Raw genomic sequence first — 15966 nt, 5'->3', positions numbered from 1 at the left:
CCATCATTGTAATAACATACTATCCACAAACCAGTAACATACCAAGCACATTTAAGAAAATACACCTATATTAGTTTTACTGGTTATTATTATAAAAATAATGAGTTTAATAAATAAGATTGGTTGTTATATGCTTATGCAAAATTCATATAAGCAAGGTTTTTCTATGTCAGAGCAAAGTCAACCTATTACATTGGCGAAAAAATATGTTACTCCAATTTATCGCTGGCTCCCTGGTTTATTATTAACAGGCGTATTAACTGCGCTTGCTATTTATATTGGTGATATCCCGTGGTTTTCTAACATGGGTTTAGGTGCATTAACGCTGGCGATCTTATTCGGTATTATTATTGGTAATACGCTTTACCCTGTTGCAAAACCCTATAGTGATGAAGGCGTCAAATTCGCCAAACACTATTTATTACGCACAGGTATTATTTTGTATGGCTTCAGACTGACGTTTCAGCAAATTGCCGATGTGGGTTCAACCGGTTTAATTATAGATGCAATTATGCTGACATCGACTTTTCTTATTGCAATGTGGATCGGTCGAAAATATTTTGGGCTAGATGAACAAACGGTGATTTTAATTGGTGCTGGTAGTAGTATTTGTGGTGCGGCGGCTGTTATGGCAACAGAGCCGGTTGTCAAAGCACAAGCAAGCCAAGTAGCGGTTGCGGTGTCTACGGTTGTGATTTTTGGGACTATTGGTATTTTTCTTTATCCTTGGTTCTATCATTTAAATGCATTTGCAGGCTGGTTACCATTTACAGAAGAAACTTTTGGTATTTTTTCAGGTTCAACAATTCATGAAGTGGCTCAAGTCGTTGCCGTAGGACACTCAATTAGCCCTGACGCTGAAAATGCAGCCGTTATTAGTAAAATGATCCGCGTAATGATGCTGGCACCATTCTTAATTATTCTTTCAACTTATTTAAGTAAAAAGAAAAGTAAGGCAAACAATGACGCACAAACTACTGAAAAAAGTCCAATCACTATTCCCTGGTTCGCCGTATTCTTTATTTTAATGGCTGGTTTCAATTCTTTAAATTTAATTCCAGCGTCTATTGTTAGTTACATTGTGACTATCGATACCATTTTATTAGCAATGGCAATGGTGGCATTAGGTTTAACAACGCATATTAGCGCTATTCGACAAGCCGGTATCAAACCATTATTGTTAGCTTTATTCTTATTTTTCTGGTTAACCCTTGGTGGTGCGATAATTAATATCTTTATTCAAAATGTGCTGATGTCTTAATAGGAATATCGATAAAAATTACCCTCCCCTTAAATTTTCGCCTTGAGAAGTATTTTTTATTATTGCGCAACTTTTTAGTTGCGCTTTTTTGCTTTTATTATCTCAATATGATGTTATACGCTTGTATGTTTGTTATCGTGGTGTGAAATAAATCTAAGGAGAGAAGTAATGAAATTTGTTGGCGCACATGTCAGTGCTGCTGGTGGCGTCGATCAGGCGGTATTACGCGCACATGAAATCAAAGCTACTGCGTTTGCTCTTTTTACTAAAAACCAGCGCCAGTGGAAAGCCGCTCCATTATCCACAGAAGTCATTGATAAATTTAAAAAGAACTGTGAACTTTATGGTTATGGCCCTTCTCAAATTTTACCCCATGACAGTTATCTAATTAATTTAGGCCATCCTGAAGAAGAAGCGCTTGAAAAATCGAGAGACGCTTTTTTAGATGAAATGCAACGTTGTGAACAACTTGGCATTGAACTACTTAATTTTCATCCTGGTAGCCACTTAAATAAAATTGATGTTGATAAATGCTTACAAAAAATAGCTCAGTCAATTAACATCACTTTAGAAAAAACAAAAAATGTTACCGCTGTTATTGAAAATACAGCTGGCCAAGGTACTAATTTGGGTTATCGTTTCGAACATCTTGCGGCGATTATTGATGGTGTTGAAGATAAATCTCGCGTTGGCGTTTGTATTGATACTTGTCACACCTTCGCTGCTGGTTATGATCTAAGAACCCGTGAAGAGTGTGAAAAAACCTTTGCTGAGTTTGAAAAAATAGTCGGCTTTCAATACTTAAAAGCAATGCACTTAAACGACGCTAAAAGTGAATTAGCAAGTCGAGTTGACCGTCACCATAGCTTAGGTGAAGGCAATATTGGCAAAGTTCCTTTCAGTTATATTATGCAAGATGCACGTTTTGACAGTATTCCATTAATTTTAGAAACTATTAACCCTGATATTTGGCCTGATGAAATCGCTTGGTTAAAATCACAACAAGCCTAAATTTGGTATTCTTTGCGGTTTATCCCAAAATAAACCGCAAATGGCATTATTTAATTGGTGTTAATTCAATTTTAGTCATCATCTGAGCAAGTTGGCTTCTATCTTTAATTCCTACATCAGGCTGACTCACAGATAACGCAGAAATGGCCGTTGCTAAACGCAGCGTATGTTCGCTAGTTTGGCTCATTAATAAACCGTAAACTAATCCTGCAACCATTGAATCACCGGCTCCCACAGTGCTTACTACATCACAATACGGTGGTTTAGCTAGCCAAGCACCAGAAGCATTTACCCATAATGCTCCCCTTTCACCTAATGAAATAACAACATGTGCAATGCCTTTATCCCTCAATTGATGCGCTGCTTTAATAATATCTGTCATTTCAGTCAGTGAATGTCCAACCCAGGCTTCTAACTCCCGATGGTTTGGTTTTATTAACCAAGGTGCGGCTTTTAACCCCGCCACTAGTGCATCACGACTACTATCAAAAATAATACAAGGACACAACTGTCTTAATTTAATCATCCACTGTGTAAAGGCTTCAGGGTCAACACCATTAGGTAGGCTGCCACTAACAACTACCATATCAAAATGCCCCAGCCAATTAAGTGAGTCTGTTGCAAAGCGCTGCCAATCTTGTGGTGATACCGTAAACCCTGAAAAATTAAAATCAGTAACCAGCCCTTTTCCCTCAGTCAATTTCACATTAATGCGTGTACGGCCAGATACCAGATAAAAGCGGTTAGCCATCCCATTTTCACTAAAAAAATGCTGAAACTCTTCTTGATTTTCGCGTCCCATAAATCCGCTGACAGTAATATCTACCCCTAAATCACGTAAGACTTTCGCGACATTATTACCTTTCCCCGCGGGATTAAGCCCAGCTGTTCGGACTAAATTAACACCACCTACGTCAATTGCGGAGCAAGCACCAACAAGATCATAGGCAGGGTTTAAAGTGATCGTAGCGACACGGCGACTCATGCCTTTACTCTCCAATCGTTTTTATTATGAATATTTAGGGGCTATATATAGCATTAATTAACCTTAAGTTCAGTGAAATTGCATCGGTTCTTCTTGACTCTCACTCTTCTCCAAGGACAATAATGCTCATAAAAAATGACTTATCTATCCGTTATCAATAACTATATAAAAAATAAGGAGCTTAGAATGTCAGTCGTGGTCGGTGTTGGCGTGATTATTGTAAATGAAAAAGGTGAAGTCTTATTAGGAAAACGCTGTGGAACACACGCACCTTATTGGTCAATTTTTGGTGGTCATGTCGATGATGGTGAAACCTTTGAACAATGCGCCATTCGCGAAATAAAAGAAGAAATTGGCATAGCTATTACATCACCTAAAGTAATTGGCATTAGTAATAATTTAGAAACTTACCAATTAGAAGGTAAACACACTGTTTCTATTTGCATGATTGCACAATACCAAGGCGATGAGCCTAAATTAATGGAGCCAGACAAATGTTCTGAGATCCGCTGGTGTTCACCGAATGATTTACCTGAACCTCATTTTGAAGCCAGCCGTAATTCCATTGCATTATGGAAAAACAAACAGTTTTACCAAAGCTAATTGTAACCCATCTATCACCTTCATTATTCTGAATGTTTTTTGTTCAGAATAATGGTTTCAACGTTTAATCTTGCTTAAAAAACTACTTATTTAATTCTCGATTTCTTTATCATTTCTGATAATGCTTACACTAATCTATTGATTTATATAATCGCCTCCTTCTACTGTATTATTTTCACTCACTTTTTTCTTTTATAAAGCACAATAACCTCTATTTACACTCTGAATACAAACGTGTATTCTTTACACCATCAAGCTAGTACATTGAGTCAATTTAATAAGGACATCTTATGTCAGAAGTCACATCAATAACAAAGCGTCCGTCCATACTTGGTGGCGCAATGATCATTGCAGGCACCGCTGTCGGTGCAGGCATGTTTTCCATTCCGATTGTGACTTCCGGTGTCTGGTTTACCGGGTCTATTTTTCTATTAATTTATACTTGGTTTTGCCTATTTATGTCGGGATTAATGATCTTAGAAGTGAATCTTCATTATCCTCTAGGTTCAAGTTTTCACACCATCACTAAAGATCTATTAGGAAAAGGCTGGAGCACTATTAATGGGCTTTCCATTGCGTTTGTTCTTTATATTTTAACTTACGCTTATATTTCTGCGGGTAGCTCCATTATCGTACAAAATTTTGCAGGCATCATCAGTGTATCGCAAGCTATTGCGGGCTTAGTCTTTGCATTAATTGTTGCTTTCTTTGTTTGGTTATCAACGCGCGCAGTGGATAGATTAAGCACCATTTTAATTGGCGGGATGGTAATTGCCTTTGTATTAGCCATTGGTGGATTATTTACAGAAGTAAAAATGCCTGTGTTGTTTAATACAAATGAAAGTAATGCGAGTTATTTACCCTATGCTTTAGCCGCACTCCCTTACTTACTGACCTCATTTGGTTATCATGGCAATATCCCAGGCTTAGTAACGTATTACCGTAAAGATGGCAAAGCCGTCATGAAAAGCTTGTTGATTGGTACACTGATTTCACTAGCAATTTATATTTTATGGCAGTTTGTTGTACAAGGTAATATTCCTCGTGAAGGATTCAAGCAAGTCATTGCTGATGGTGGGAATATTGGTAATTTACTAGCACAAATGCGTTCAACAACGGCCAATACTACTGTATCACTGTTACTAGATTTGTTCTCTTATATGGCATTAGCAAGCTCATTCTTAGGAGTTTCATTAGGATTATTCGATTACTTAGCGGACTTCTTTAAATTTTCCAATACAGGAAGTGGTCGATTTAAATCTGCACTAGTGACATTTATACCACCGACTATTTTAGCCATTATTTTTCCTGATGGTTTCTTATATGCTATTGGATTTGCAGGACTCGCAGCGACTATTTGGGCAGCAATTATTCCAGCCTTAATGGCAAAGGCCAGTCGCCAACGCCATCAAGGTCAGAGTTTTAAAGCGCCTGGTGGTATGTTTATGATTGGATTTGTTATTTTATTCGGTATCGTCAATGCTAGCGCACATATTTTAGCAAACTTTAATCTTCTTCCTATCTACCGCTAATCACTTCACTAAAAGCCAGCATTGCTGGCTTTATTTTTTCATCAAATCTTATAAAAAATTGCGTGAATAACTTGCCAAGTTTCTGCACTGCGAGTAATTTTGTCGCCATTATCGTCAATGTTATTTAATGGAAGGTTTTATATGGCAAAAGCCAATGAAATTAAACGTGGTATGGCTGTTAGTTATAACAACAAATTATTACTGGTAAAAGATATCGACATTCAAGCACCCAGTGCTCGAGGCGCAAGTACTCTGTATAAAATGCGTTTTACCGATATTCGTACAGGCCAAAAAGTAGAAGAGCGTTTTAAAGGCGATGATATGGTTGATACCATCAACTTAACTCGTCGTGCTGTTAGCTTTTCTTACATTGATGGTGATGAGTATATCTTTATGGACAACGAAGATTACACTCCTTATACCTTCAAAAAAGATCAAATCGAAGACGAATTACTGTTTATTCCTGAGGAAGGCTTAGCGGGAATGCAAGTATTAACAATGGATGGTCAGGTTTTAGCATTAGAACTGCCACAAACTGTTGATATGGAAATTGTTGAAACTGTTCCAGGTATTAAAGGTGCGTCAGCAAGTGCGCGTACTAAACCAGCAACATTACCTACAGGATTAGTTATTCAGGTCCCTGAGTATCTTTCTACTGGCGATAAAGTGCGTATCCATATTGCTGAACGTCGCTATATGGGACGAGCTGACTAAAATTAATAGTCAAAACATCTACTCATTAGCGTATTGCTAATGTTGCTCTAAATAGGTCAGATAATCGTAAGAAACCCAATGTGACAAACGATTATTTGACTTGTTTATCTTGGTTACTTTTCTCTACAACCCATTGATGCTTTAAAAGTATTGAACGTCAATAACACCATTTTTTTGCGTATTATCCATCCAACGGATCTCAGCTTTGCCCATATCTTGAGGCAAAATTATTATTTGTTGGGATTTATCAAAAGAAGCAGGAACAATGGATTGAGTAGATGTAAACACTTTGTTGTGTTTGTAACACTGATATTCAGCTTTATCTAAAGTGAAATTCATTTCACATGCAGGATCAACAATCGCACCCCGCAGATAAATCTGCCCTGTTGTTTGAATGGGATCAGATGCCCAAGCTAATGATATCGAACTGGAAACGAGAAGACTGCATACTACGGTCAGATATTTTCTCATAACGACCTCACTTCTTGTTTGCGCTAGTAGGTATGAGGATCACACCCACCCGACATATTTTCATCATAGCAATAAAATATGACATTCATATAGACATAAGAAGAATATTTGATGTCTATCAAATATAATTGTTCGGTATTTATAAATAAGAAATCAACGTTGATCAAACTTAAGTCAAATATTTGTAACTTTAATAACTGTTTTATAAAATCATTAAAATTTTATTTAATAAATACAATTATTGTTATTATTCTATTCTTGTGTAATTAATTATAAACAATATTCATTATAGCTAAATTGTCATTAATCCACTTAATATCCATAGAACCTTTGTTGTTAATCAATTTCGAGCTAAATTGTTTATTCCTTTCTAACTGATATTGAGATTCCTGCATTTCACTGCCATTCCAACACTTTGTTTTAAAAGTGTTTTTATCTGTATCCATTAAACAATTACCTTCAACAATCGCACCAACAAAAGTGATTATTCCGGAGCCTATAACTTTATTTTCCTTACCAAAAGAAGGTGCACTTAATAATAAAGGTAAGCACATAGCTGCAATATAAAGCTTCTTCAAAACTGATCTCCTCTGATTATTGTGCGTAGAAATCTGACAAGCCAATATGTTATTAAAGTCATAACTAATATCGGCTTGTTACTTTATTTATTTAATTTTTATCTTTAATAAAAGAATAGAAAAAAATTATAGAATGCTCAAATTAAGACTACCAAAAAAAAACACTATAAATTTAAGTTAAGTGAGAACGAATAGGGATAACAAAAATGAAATAAATAGGTAACATTTATCCAAGCAATAAATTGCAAAGATATATTTTTTTATTTTGACTATAGTCCTATAATCAAACTTAAATTTATTGTGATCTAGATCACCAAAAAAATGTGAAATTTGTTATTTAATTATTATGAAACTTTCTAATTTTCACCAAAAAGCTCTCGCTATTTTTCTACTTAACCTTGTGAGCATCATTATTTTCCTCTCTTGGTATCTTCCAGCACAACATGGATTTTGGCTATCAATAGACACCCATATTTTTTATTATTTTAATCAACATATTTTGCCTGATACTTTTTTCGCGACTTTTGTTGCTTACGTTAATAATAGAAAATTTGATTTAGTCATTTTGTTAGCTATGGGCGTACTTTATTACAATACTTTTCGTCAAAAAGATTATAACGGTAAACGCCATCTTATAATTGTAGGATTAGTGATGGTAATCAGCGCTGTACTGATTAATCAAATTGGACAAAATATTCCAATAGAAAGACCCAGCCCAACACTTTATTTTCAAGATGCACATAGAGTGGGAGTTGTGACTGGCATTCCAACAAAAGATGCCTCTGGTGACAGCTTTCCTGGCGATCATGGCTTAATGTTACTTATCTTTTGTAGCTTTATATTACGTTATCTTTCATTCCGCGCTTTCTTATGGGCACTGCTTATTACCGTTGTGTTCGCATTACCGCGAGTAATGGCTGGCGCACATTGGGCTTCTGATATATTAGTTGGTTCTATTTCTTTAACTTTAATCACAACAAGTTGGTTATTAATCACACCATTATCGGATGTTATTGTCAGACAATTAGAAAAATATCTTCCTTTTAAAAAATAAAAGAAAAAACACCTCAGATTAATTAAAAAAGAATAAGTGCAAACATAATGGCACTTATTCTTTTGGTCATTTTTTGACATTTGAATGATATTATGATGACAAATGAGATCTATTTTAAGTATTAGCACTTTATTATCTAATGTTTTGTAAATTAAACCTCTTTTCTCTCGCCATTTAACGCCTCTTTCTGTACACTTTTCTGGTTTCCTCATTATTTATTGTTTAATGTGGATATTTACGTGCTTTAGAGCACGTTTTTCGCGAAATAGGGTTGCCAGAGTTAAATTACACTATATTCTCTGGTTATTTGGTGAATAATTCAGGTGCACTTCTGCACGTAAGGATGTAAGGGAAATCTGTCACAATGAGAACAAAACCGTATATGAGAATGCTTAAGCTCATACCGGCGTTCATTGTTGTAGCTACGCTATCGGCCTGTAGCTCACAGAACGCAAATTCACGCTTAGCGAATTCAAGCACTACCCCACTTAATACATCATCAAGCACTTCTATTTCCCAAGCATCTCAAGATGAATTTGAATCATTGGTGAAGAATCTCGATATAAAATCTAAGATACTTGACCAATATGCAGACTGGAAAGGCGTCGCTTATCGCTTAGGTGGAGATACTAAAAAAGGCATCGATTGCTCTGCCTTTGTACAAAGAACCTTCCTTGACCAATTCGGTGTAGAACTACCTCGCTCAACCTCAGACCAACAATTCTCAGGTACTCAGGTTAACAAATCAAAATTACAAGCAGGTGATTTAGTTCTATTTAAGACAGGCCGTACTATGCGCCATGTTGGTATTTATATAGGAAATGATAAATTTGTACACGCATCCACCAGCAACGGGGTGACGGTGTCAGAAATGTCTAATGTCTACTGGAATAAACGTTTTTACGCGGCAAGACGTGTTATAGAAAATAATGATGCAACCCTTGCTGAGAACAACTTTTCAAAAAGTGTATTAAGATAACTAATTCCCTTATATCTTATTGCAAATAAAAAGCCTCATTATCAAATAAATGAGGCTTTTTTGTGTTCTTTAATCATTTTGTAAATCACACAATCATCACGTCAGTTTTATAATGATAGGTAATGTTATAAATAAGAGTACGCCGTTGGAAAAGGCTCAGCAATGGCAACACCTGCATTCTTCAAGCAACACAACGCAGCACATTCATCATCACTACATAAGAAAAGGCATGGCACGCCATCCCACTCGATCACAACACTATCAATATGGAGATTACTCAGATACTGACGCAAATTCTGTATTGCTTCATCCAGTGTCATACCATCATGACTTAATAATTTTAAGCCAATCAGTGTATTTTGCTTTCCAGCATCATTTTCAGGCAGTATCTCTACTCTTGTACCTGCAAAGCCTGCTAGCCACCGATAACTCAGCGGCAGCTTATGAACTACCGAAAGTTGTACATTATCCACAAATCAATCCTGTTTCATCAACACGTTAATTTAATACATCATCAATACGAGTTTGAACTGACTTGCTCACACGTCATATTAAAACCTTGCTAATCATAAAACATAATTATTACAATTATTTTACAAAAAAAGCGAAGAGACGTATCAAACCATTTATCTAGTTTAGTGTTTGTACGTATTCATTTCTACGATGATTAATCTCTTCAATTATTCTTTCATTTTTTTAACATTTTATCAACTATATAAAATAATTGTATAAAATATTACGCATTCAAGTAAAACAATTCATCAATTTTTATCACTATGCTTCATACCAACAAAACAATAATAGATGATTATTAAAATAAATTTCACTTAATTTAACAAAACAACAACATTGAGTATTGATTCAAATCAAAAAAGCATACTAATTTGAAACGATTCATAAAGTACAGCAGAGGAAAATGTGGCTTATTCAGTGGGAGTAAAGGAGAAAAAGGAGAAGCACGCTATAAATATCTCTTATTTATAGCGTGATATTCTTATTTGTAACGACGTGCAAGTAAAATAAAGCCCATAGCAAATAGCACACAAAAAGCCATAGCACTTACCATTGGCCATTCTGATTTTGCTGGAAACATAGCAATAGCCGTTCCAACTAAAGCCCCAACACCAAAACGCACAGTTCCTGCCAAAGAAGAAACCGTCCCTGCCATATGAGGATAATCATCAAGGATAACAGCCATAGCGTTTGATGTGATCATTGCAATACCACCAACATACATCGCTACTCCCACAACGAGATAATAGAAATGTAAATTAAGGGCAACAACTAATAGTAAAAAGATCCCCATAATACATTGAATAGTTAGCCCTAAACGCAACATCTTCAACGCACCAAATCGACGAACATATCGCCCATTTATGCTTGTCATGATAATTAAAAAGATAATATTAAAACCAAAGTACAAGCCAAATTGATCGAATGGGATACCGTGTAATTCGATATAAACAAAAGGCCCTGCACTCAGAAATGAGAACATGCCGGCAAAAGAAAAACCGGATGCCAGAATATAACAAAGAACACGACGAGTTCTAAATAAACTAATAAATTGGCTAAATGTTACTCTTAAGCTAAAGCGCTGACGACGCTCTTTGGGTAAGGTTTCAGGAATATAAAACGCAATTAATGCACCTGCAATCACAGCGGCTATCGCAATACTCCAAAAAATAGCATGCCATGAAAACCAATTCATCACCCAAGCACCCAGTAATGGTGCTAATAAAGGCGCAATCGTCATCACTAATGCAACGAAAGACATACTTCTAGAGAAATCATCTCTAGAGAACATATCTCTCATTAATGCATTAATAACCACACTCGCAGCGGCTGCCGCAAAGCCATGGAGAAAACGCATACCAATTAGCATATCAATAGATTCAGATAATGCACATGCACTAGAGGCAAAAGCAAAAACAATCACACCGCCCAAAATGACAGGCTTACGTCCCAAACTATCCGCCATAGGACCATAAACTAATTGCCCAATAGCAAAACCAAAAATATAGATACTTAATGTCATTTGCACTTTACCGCTAGGCACACCAAAATCTTGCGCAATAGTAGGTAAGCTTGGCAAATACATATCTATAGCCAATGGCATAAGCATGGAAATAAGTCCCAATATTAAAATGAGACTAAGGTACGACGAACGTTGCTGTTGCACGCAAATAAACTCCCAAAAACGACAGGACAGATAATAATTATTGAGGTAAATGAATGCTGTTGATCTCTTCTTCTGTTAATGGACGATATTCGCCCTCAGCTAAAGTTTCATCTAATGTAATATCCCCAATACGCTCACGATGTAATGCGCTGACATGATTACCTACAGCTGCAAACATACGTTTTACTTGATGATATTTACCTTCACTAATTGTGAGTTTCACTTCTGTAGGTGTAATAATTTCTAATTTGGCGGGTTTAGTCAGATCTTTTTCGCCATTCAGTTGCACACCTTTTTGGAACTTTTCAGCGACACCTTCAGCAATCGGCTCTTCCAATATGACATGATATGTTTTTTCACAATGATGTTTTGGCGCTGTAATACGATGTGACCATTGACCATTATCAGTCAATAATACAAGCCCCGTTGTATCAATATCTAAACGCCCAGCAGCATGTAATTTATATGCCAGAGGCTCATCAATAAAATAAAGGATAGTTGGATTAACTGGATCATCTGTTGAACACACGTAGCCAATGGGCTTATTCAACATAAAATAACGGGGCCCTAAAATTTGAGTTAACACATTACCGTTATAAGCCACTTCTTGTTCTGGTGCTATTTTGGTCGAGCCGCTTTTCACCATTTCACCATCAATTGTTACAAGCCCAGCTCTTAACTCACGAAGTATCAAGCTACGGCTAATCCCCAATTGCTGGGATAAAAATTTATCTAATCGCATGAATTTCTCTGAAAAATGGATGAATACCATCTGATATGAGGTATCTATTAAAAATGAATATTAACAATAAAACAACTAATTAATTTATAAATAAACTATTACATCCTTTACTTATCAAGCAACACTTACCTTATTCGCGCTATCTATAAAAAAATGCTACGCTGACGCCCTGTTTGATTTCTTATGTAGAGTTATGGCATTTACACTCAGACCTTATCAACTTGACGCCGTTAACGCGACAATCTCTTATTTTCGCCAACACAATACACCCGCGGTGATAGTCTTACCCACTGGTGCAGGGAAAAGTTTAGTTATCGCTGAACTTGCTAAAAGAGCGCGAGGACGTGTCTTAGTCTTGGCACACGTAAAAGAATTAGTCGAGCAGAACCATAACAAATATGAAGCTTATGGTCTATCTGCGGATATTTATGCCGCAGGCTTACAACAAAAAGAGAGTAGTAGAAAAGTTGTTTTTGGTAGCGTGCAATCTGTTGCACGTAATTTATCGCAATTTAATGATATGTTTTCGCTTCTTATAATAGATGAATGCCATCGTATTAGTTTATCTAAAGATAGCCAATATCAACAAGTTATTAAACAATTACAATCCATTAATCCCAAATTACGGATCTTAGGATTAACTGCAACACCTTATCGTTTGCCTACAGGTTGGATTTATCAATATCATTATCACGGTATGATTAGAGGTACTGAAGAGTGTTTTTTCCGTGATTGTATTTATGAATTACCATTGCGTTATATGATAAGCAATCATTTTCTAGTCCCTCCAACTCGATTAGATATGCCCATTTTGCAATATGACTTTAGCCAAGTCCGAACAAGTCAAAATGGAATATTTAATGAAGAAGATCTTAATCGTGAAATAAAAAGACAAAAACGTATTACTCCCCACATTGTTTCACAGATTATTGAATATGCAGAAAACTGCCGTGGCGTCATGATATTTGCAGCCACCGTTGAACATGCAAAGGAAATTCTTTCTCTTTTGCCCCAAGATGAAGCGGCATTAGTGAGCGCAGATACGCCTTCTCATGAACGAGATACGCTGATTTCTCGTTTTAAACAGCAACAGTTACGCTATATGGTCAATGTCGCCGTGCTAACAACAGGCTTTGATGCACCTCATGTTGATTTAATTGCTATTTTGCGCCCTACAGAATCAGTCAGCTTATATCAACAAATTGTAGGACGAGGATTAAGATTATTTGCAGGAAAAACCGAATGTCTGATATTGGACTATGCGGGTAATCCTCATGATATTTATCTTCCTGAAGTTGGCACCAAAAAACCCAACCCTAATAGCAAACCCGTACAAGTATTCTGTCCTGTTTGCCAATTTGCTAATACTTTTTGGGGAATAATAGATGCTGATGGCGATATTATTGAACATTATGGTCGGCGTTGCCAAGGCTGGGAACTAAATGAACATGGGCAAAAACAGCAATGTGAATTCCGCTTCCGCTTTAAATTATGCCCTTATTGTAATGAAGAAAATGATATTGCCGCGCGTCGTTGTGTTCACTGTGATGAAATATTAGTTGATCCTGATGATATGCTTAAAGCCGCATTAAAGCTAAAAGGAGCGCTTGTTTTGCGCTGTGGTGGCATGCAATTTCAATCAGGGAATGATGTTAAAGGAGAATGGTTAGACATCAATTATTACGATGAAGAAGGCACTTCTGTATCAGAGCGTTTTCGCTTAACCACCCCAGCACAACGTAAAGTTTTTGAGTTGAAATTTCTACGTGAACACCAACGAGCACCCGCTGTTCCTTTTGTTTGGCATAATGCTAACGATATCATTAAGCAGTTCGATTTATTACGCCATCCTGATTTTATTGTCGCCCATAAAGGTAAAAAAGAACATTTTTGGAAGATAAGAAATAAGATTTTTGACTATACAGGACGCTATCGAAAAGCAGATACCTTATATTAATCTGGATTTATATTTGCTGTTAGTGGGCTTTTTCGTTAAAATGCGCCCCGCTTTATCTATTTTTAGATAAACCAAATCTCGAGCTTGTTGCTGGGTCGCCTGTAACAAGTATGTATTTTCTTTCTTTTTTATAAGAGAAAAAAGATGTTAACTATTAATGCAACTGTACGTAAAGAGCAGGGTAAGGGTGCGAGCCGCCGCCTGCGTGTGGCTAACCGTTTTCCTGCTATCGTTTATGGCGGAAATGAAGAGCCAATCGCTATCGATTTAGATCACAACGAAGTGATCAACCAAGAACACAAATCTGAATTCTATTCTGATTTCGTTAACCTGGTAATCGATGGTAAAGAAACTAAAGTTAAAGTTAAAGCAGTGCAACGTCACGAGTATAAGCCAAAAATTACTCATATTGACTTCCTGCGCGCTTAATAAGCCACCCTTCGAGCTTTATTTTTCGGGACGCCGAGCATGTAACGCCACTTAATGTGGCGTTATTTGTTTCTACTAGATTATTATTTTTCTGATGCTCTACGCTGTAATTGATCACGTAAATTAGGTGGAGTACCCTTGATCGTGAGTGTATCTGTTGCTGGATCCCAGAATATTCTTTCACCCAATAATTTCGCATCAAAATTAACGGTTAATCCACCGCCACTACCAGAATATTTCATCAATTGGCGTAAAGTACTGCGATCAGCCGGAAAAGTATCAGCTAATTCATAGCCCTTCTCTTCGGTAAATTGAACAAAGTTTTGATCACCCAAAGACGGTAATTCCTCAGCAAGCTCAGTTAAGGCAATTTCTTCACCAGATTGTAATTGCTCATTACAGTAACTATATACTTGCTCGCGACAAGTCTGGCGTGCTTGCTTGTCCATTTCAGAAGCTTCACAAAAGTCATCAACAGCTTGTAATAAACCTTTATTTTGAATTTTAGCGTTTAAACCTTCTTGAGCACCTAAAAAGTCCATAAAAAAGTCAGAGACTTTACGTCCTACTCGACCTTTTAAGAAAGTTAAATAGCGCAGAGAATCTGGAGCCGTTTCCCATTCAGTTAAATCAATACGAGCAATAATATCTGCATGAGGAATATCTAGATAGCGTGTTGATGAAACATCAAGACTGTCATTCACCCACATACTATTACAGCTACTCAATACTGCAATTAGAAGGTAATCCACCGCTAAATAACGATAATGACAAAAGAGAACCGTTCCCCCTTCTGCAAAGGGGTATTTTGCTAATTCATCTTTTAATCTCACTGTGGCGGCACGCGAAAAGCCTAAAAAGTTTTCTTCACCTTTGCGCTGCAAACGTAATGCTTGCGCTAATTCACTTTCTTCATTAAACAGACCATAAGCTTTATTTTTTGCACTGTAGACACGATGCAACTCTTCAATCATTTCCTGAACAACAGGTTCAATCTCTAATACTGAATCGCGTAACACAACTTCTAATGTCTGCTCATCTCGCTTAATAAGCTGATGTAAGACTAACTGACTAATATCTAGACTCATGGTCGTCCTCTTTTATTCCTTCACTTTCTCATGCGCGTATTCAAACACTCCCCACTTTCAGTATCAAGGGAAAATTAATTAATTTAATAGCGGAAAAAGACCCAGCAATACGGTAATATATAGCGTTTTATTCATTTAGTAGGAATTCTGATTTTATGCCACAAAAATCCCGTTATAGTGATGAACAAGTTGAGCAGTTATTAGCAGAACTTGTCAGCGTTCTTGAAAAACATCATACTCCTACAGATCTTTCTTTGATGGTGTTGGGGAACATGGTGACAAACTTAATTAATACAAGTATTGCCCCTGCTCAACGGATGCTGATTGCTGATTCTTTTGTTCACGCATTGCGTGCTTCAATTGATGAAGGCAATATTCACTAA

The 15966-nt window shown here is 36.6% G+C and carries 17 protein-coding genes; 10 read left to right on the top strand and 7 right to left on the bottom strand.

All coding sequences use genetic code 11. The features are described 5' to 3' along the window. Positions 1-166 precede the first annotated feature (166 nt). Positions 167-1261, top strand: coding sequence for a YeiH family protein (locus GTH24_RS06965; protein WP_164526140.1), 1095 nt, complete (start codon positions 167-169; stop codon positions 1259-1261). 168 nt (positions 1262-1429) lie between these two features. Further along, positions 1430-2272, top strand: a complete 843-nt coding sequence (gene nfo / locus GTH24_RS06960) for a deoxyribonuclease IV (protein WP_072069934.1) — start codon at positions 1430-1432, stop codon at positions 2270-2272. 46 nt (positions 2273-2318) lie between these two features. On the opposite strand, the gene fruK is transcribed toward nfo, so the two are convergent. Then, entirely contained in the window at positions 2319-3257 is a 939-nt protein-coding gene (fruK, locus tag GTH24_RS06955) for a 1-phosphofructokinase (RefSeq protein WP_072069935.1), read from the bottom strand. Between the two features lie 186 nt (positions 3258-3443). On the opposite strand from fruK, the gene GTH24_RS06950 reads away from it, so the two are divergent. The 3 genes from GTH24_RS06950 (at position 3444) to yeiP (ending at position 6106) form a co-directional block, all read left to right on the top strand. Then, positions 3444-3860, top strand: a complete 417-nt coding sequence (locus GTH24_RS06950) for a nucleotide triphosphate diphosphatase NUDT15 (RefSeq protein WP_072069936.1) — start codon at positions 3444-3446, stop codon at positions 3858-3860. 290 nt (positions 3861-4150) lie between these two features. Continuing rightward, positions 4151-5392 carry a tryptophan permease gene (gene mtr / locus GTH24_RS06945; protein WP_115351014.1) on the top strand — a complete coding sequence of 414 codons (1242 nt, stop codon included), beginning with the start codon at positions 4151-4153 and terminating at the stop codon, positions 5390-5392. A gap of 141 nt (positions 5393-5533) precedes the next feature. Further along, on the top strand, positions 5534-6106 hold the full coding sequence (yeiP, locus tag GTH24_RS06940; protein WP_072069938.1) for an elongation factor P-like protein YeiP: 573 nt from the start codon (positions 5534-5536) through the stop codon (positions 6104-6106). A gap of 141 nt (positions 6107-6247) precedes the next feature. On the opposite strand, the gene GTH24_RS06935 is transcribed toward yeiP, so the two are convergent. After that, positions 6248-6577 carry a hypothetical protein gene (locus GTH24_RS06935; protein ID WP_072069939.1) on the bottom strand — a complete coding sequence of 110 codons (330 nt, stop codon included), beginning with the start codon at positions 6575-6577 and terminating at the stop codon, positions 6248-6250. 266 nt (positions 6578-6843) lie between these two features. Then, the gene (locus GTH24_RS06930) at positions 6844-7155 is read right to left on the bottom strand and encodes a hypothetical protein (RefSeq protein ID WP_164526139.1); all 312 of its coding nucleotides are present in this window, start codon (positions 7153-7155) and stop codon (positions 6844-6846) included. A gap of 346 nt (positions 7156-7501) precedes the next feature. Between GTH24_RS06930 and GTH24_RS06925 the strand changes: the two genes are divergently transcribed. Beyond that, on the top strand, positions 7502-8209 hold the full coding sequence (locus GTH24_RS06925) for a phosphatase PAP2 family protein (RefSeq protein WP_072069941.1): 708 nt from the start codon (positions 7502-7504) through the stop codon (positions 8207-8209). Between the two features lie 364 nt (positions 8210-8573). Continuing rightward, positions 8574-9188: a bifunctional murein DD-endopeptidase/murein LD-carboxypeptidase gene (gene mepS / locus GTH24_RS06920; RefSeq protein ID WP_072069942.1), complete on the top strand. Its 615-nt coding sequence runs from the start codon at positions 8574-8576 to the stop codon at positions 9186-9188. Positions 9189-9313: 125 nt separating this feature from the next. Here the strand turns inward: mepS and GTH24_RS06915 are convergent, their stop codons facing one another. From GTH24_RS06915 to rsuA, 3 genes are all read right to left on the bottom strand, one after another. Continuing rightward, positions 9314-9661 (bottom strand): YejG family protein, encoded by a 348-nt coding sequence (locus tag GTH24_RS06915; RefSeq protein ID WP_072069943.1) that lies wholly within the window; start codon positions 9659-9661, stop codon positions 9314-9316. Between the two features lie 521 nt (positions 9662-10182). Beyond that, the gene (locus tag GTH24_RS06910) at positions 10183-11367 is read right to left on the bottom strand and encodes a Bcr/CflA family multidrug efflux MFS transporter (RefSeq protein WP_231619316.1); all 1185 of its coding nucleotides are present in this window, start codon (positions 11365-11367) and stop codon (positions 10183-10185) included. Between the two features lie 37 nt (positions 11368-11404). Next, complete coding sequence (gene rsuA, locus GTH24_RS06905; protein ID WP_164526138.1) at positions 11405-12109, bottom strand: 16S rRNA pseudouridine(516) synthase RsuA; 705 nt, start codon at positions 12107-12109, stop codon at positions 11405-11407. A 193-nt stretch (positions 12110-12302) separates the two neighbouring features. On the opposite strand from rsuA, the gene GTH24_RS06900 reads away from it, so the two are divergent. Both GTH24_RS06900 and rplY read left to right on the top strand, forming a co-directional pair. Next, positions 12303-14066, top strand: a complete 1764-nt coding sequence (locus tag GTH24_RS06900) for a DEAD/DEAH box helicase (RefSeq protein ID WP_164526137.1) — start codon at positions 12303-12305, stop codon at positions 14064-14066. Between the two features lie 144 nt (positions 14067-14210). Beyond that, positions 14211-14495 carry a 50S ribosomal protein L25 gene (rplY, locus tag GTH24_RS06895; RefSeq protein ID WP_006537318.1) on the top strand — a complete coding sequence of 95 codons (285 nt, stop codon included), beginning with the start codon at positions 14211-14213 and terminating at the stop codon, positions 14493-14495. An 83-nt stretch (positions 14496-14578) separates the two neighbouring features. Here rplY and yejK read toward each other — a convergent pair whose 3' ends face one another. Further along, positions 14579-15583 carry a nucleoid-associated protein YejK gene (gene yejK / locus GTH24_RS06890; protein ID WP_072069947.1) on the bottom strand — a complete coding sequence of 335 codons (1005 nt, stop codon included), beginning with the start codon at positions 15581-15583 and terminating at the stop codon, positions 14579-14581. A 155-nt stretch (positions 15584-15738) separates the two neighbouring features. On the opposite strand from yejK, the gene GTH24_RS06885 reads away from it, so the two are divergent. Further along, positions 15739-15966 carry a YejL family protein gene (locus tag GTH24_RS06885; protein ID WP_004247042.1) on the top strand — a complete coding sequence of 76 codons (228 nt, stop codon included), beginning with the start codon at positions 15739-15741 and terminating at the stop codon, positions 15964-15966.

The sequence above is a fragment of the Proteus vulgaris genome (assembly GCF_011045815.1).
Taxonomy (GTDB): domain Bacteria; phylum Pseudomonadota; class Gammaproteobacteria; order Enterobacterales; family Enterobacteriaceae; genus Proteus; species Proteus vulgaris_B.
The sequence above is the reverse complement of the archived record's forward strand: the minus strand, read 5'-3'. Positions and strand labels throughout refer to the sequence as shown.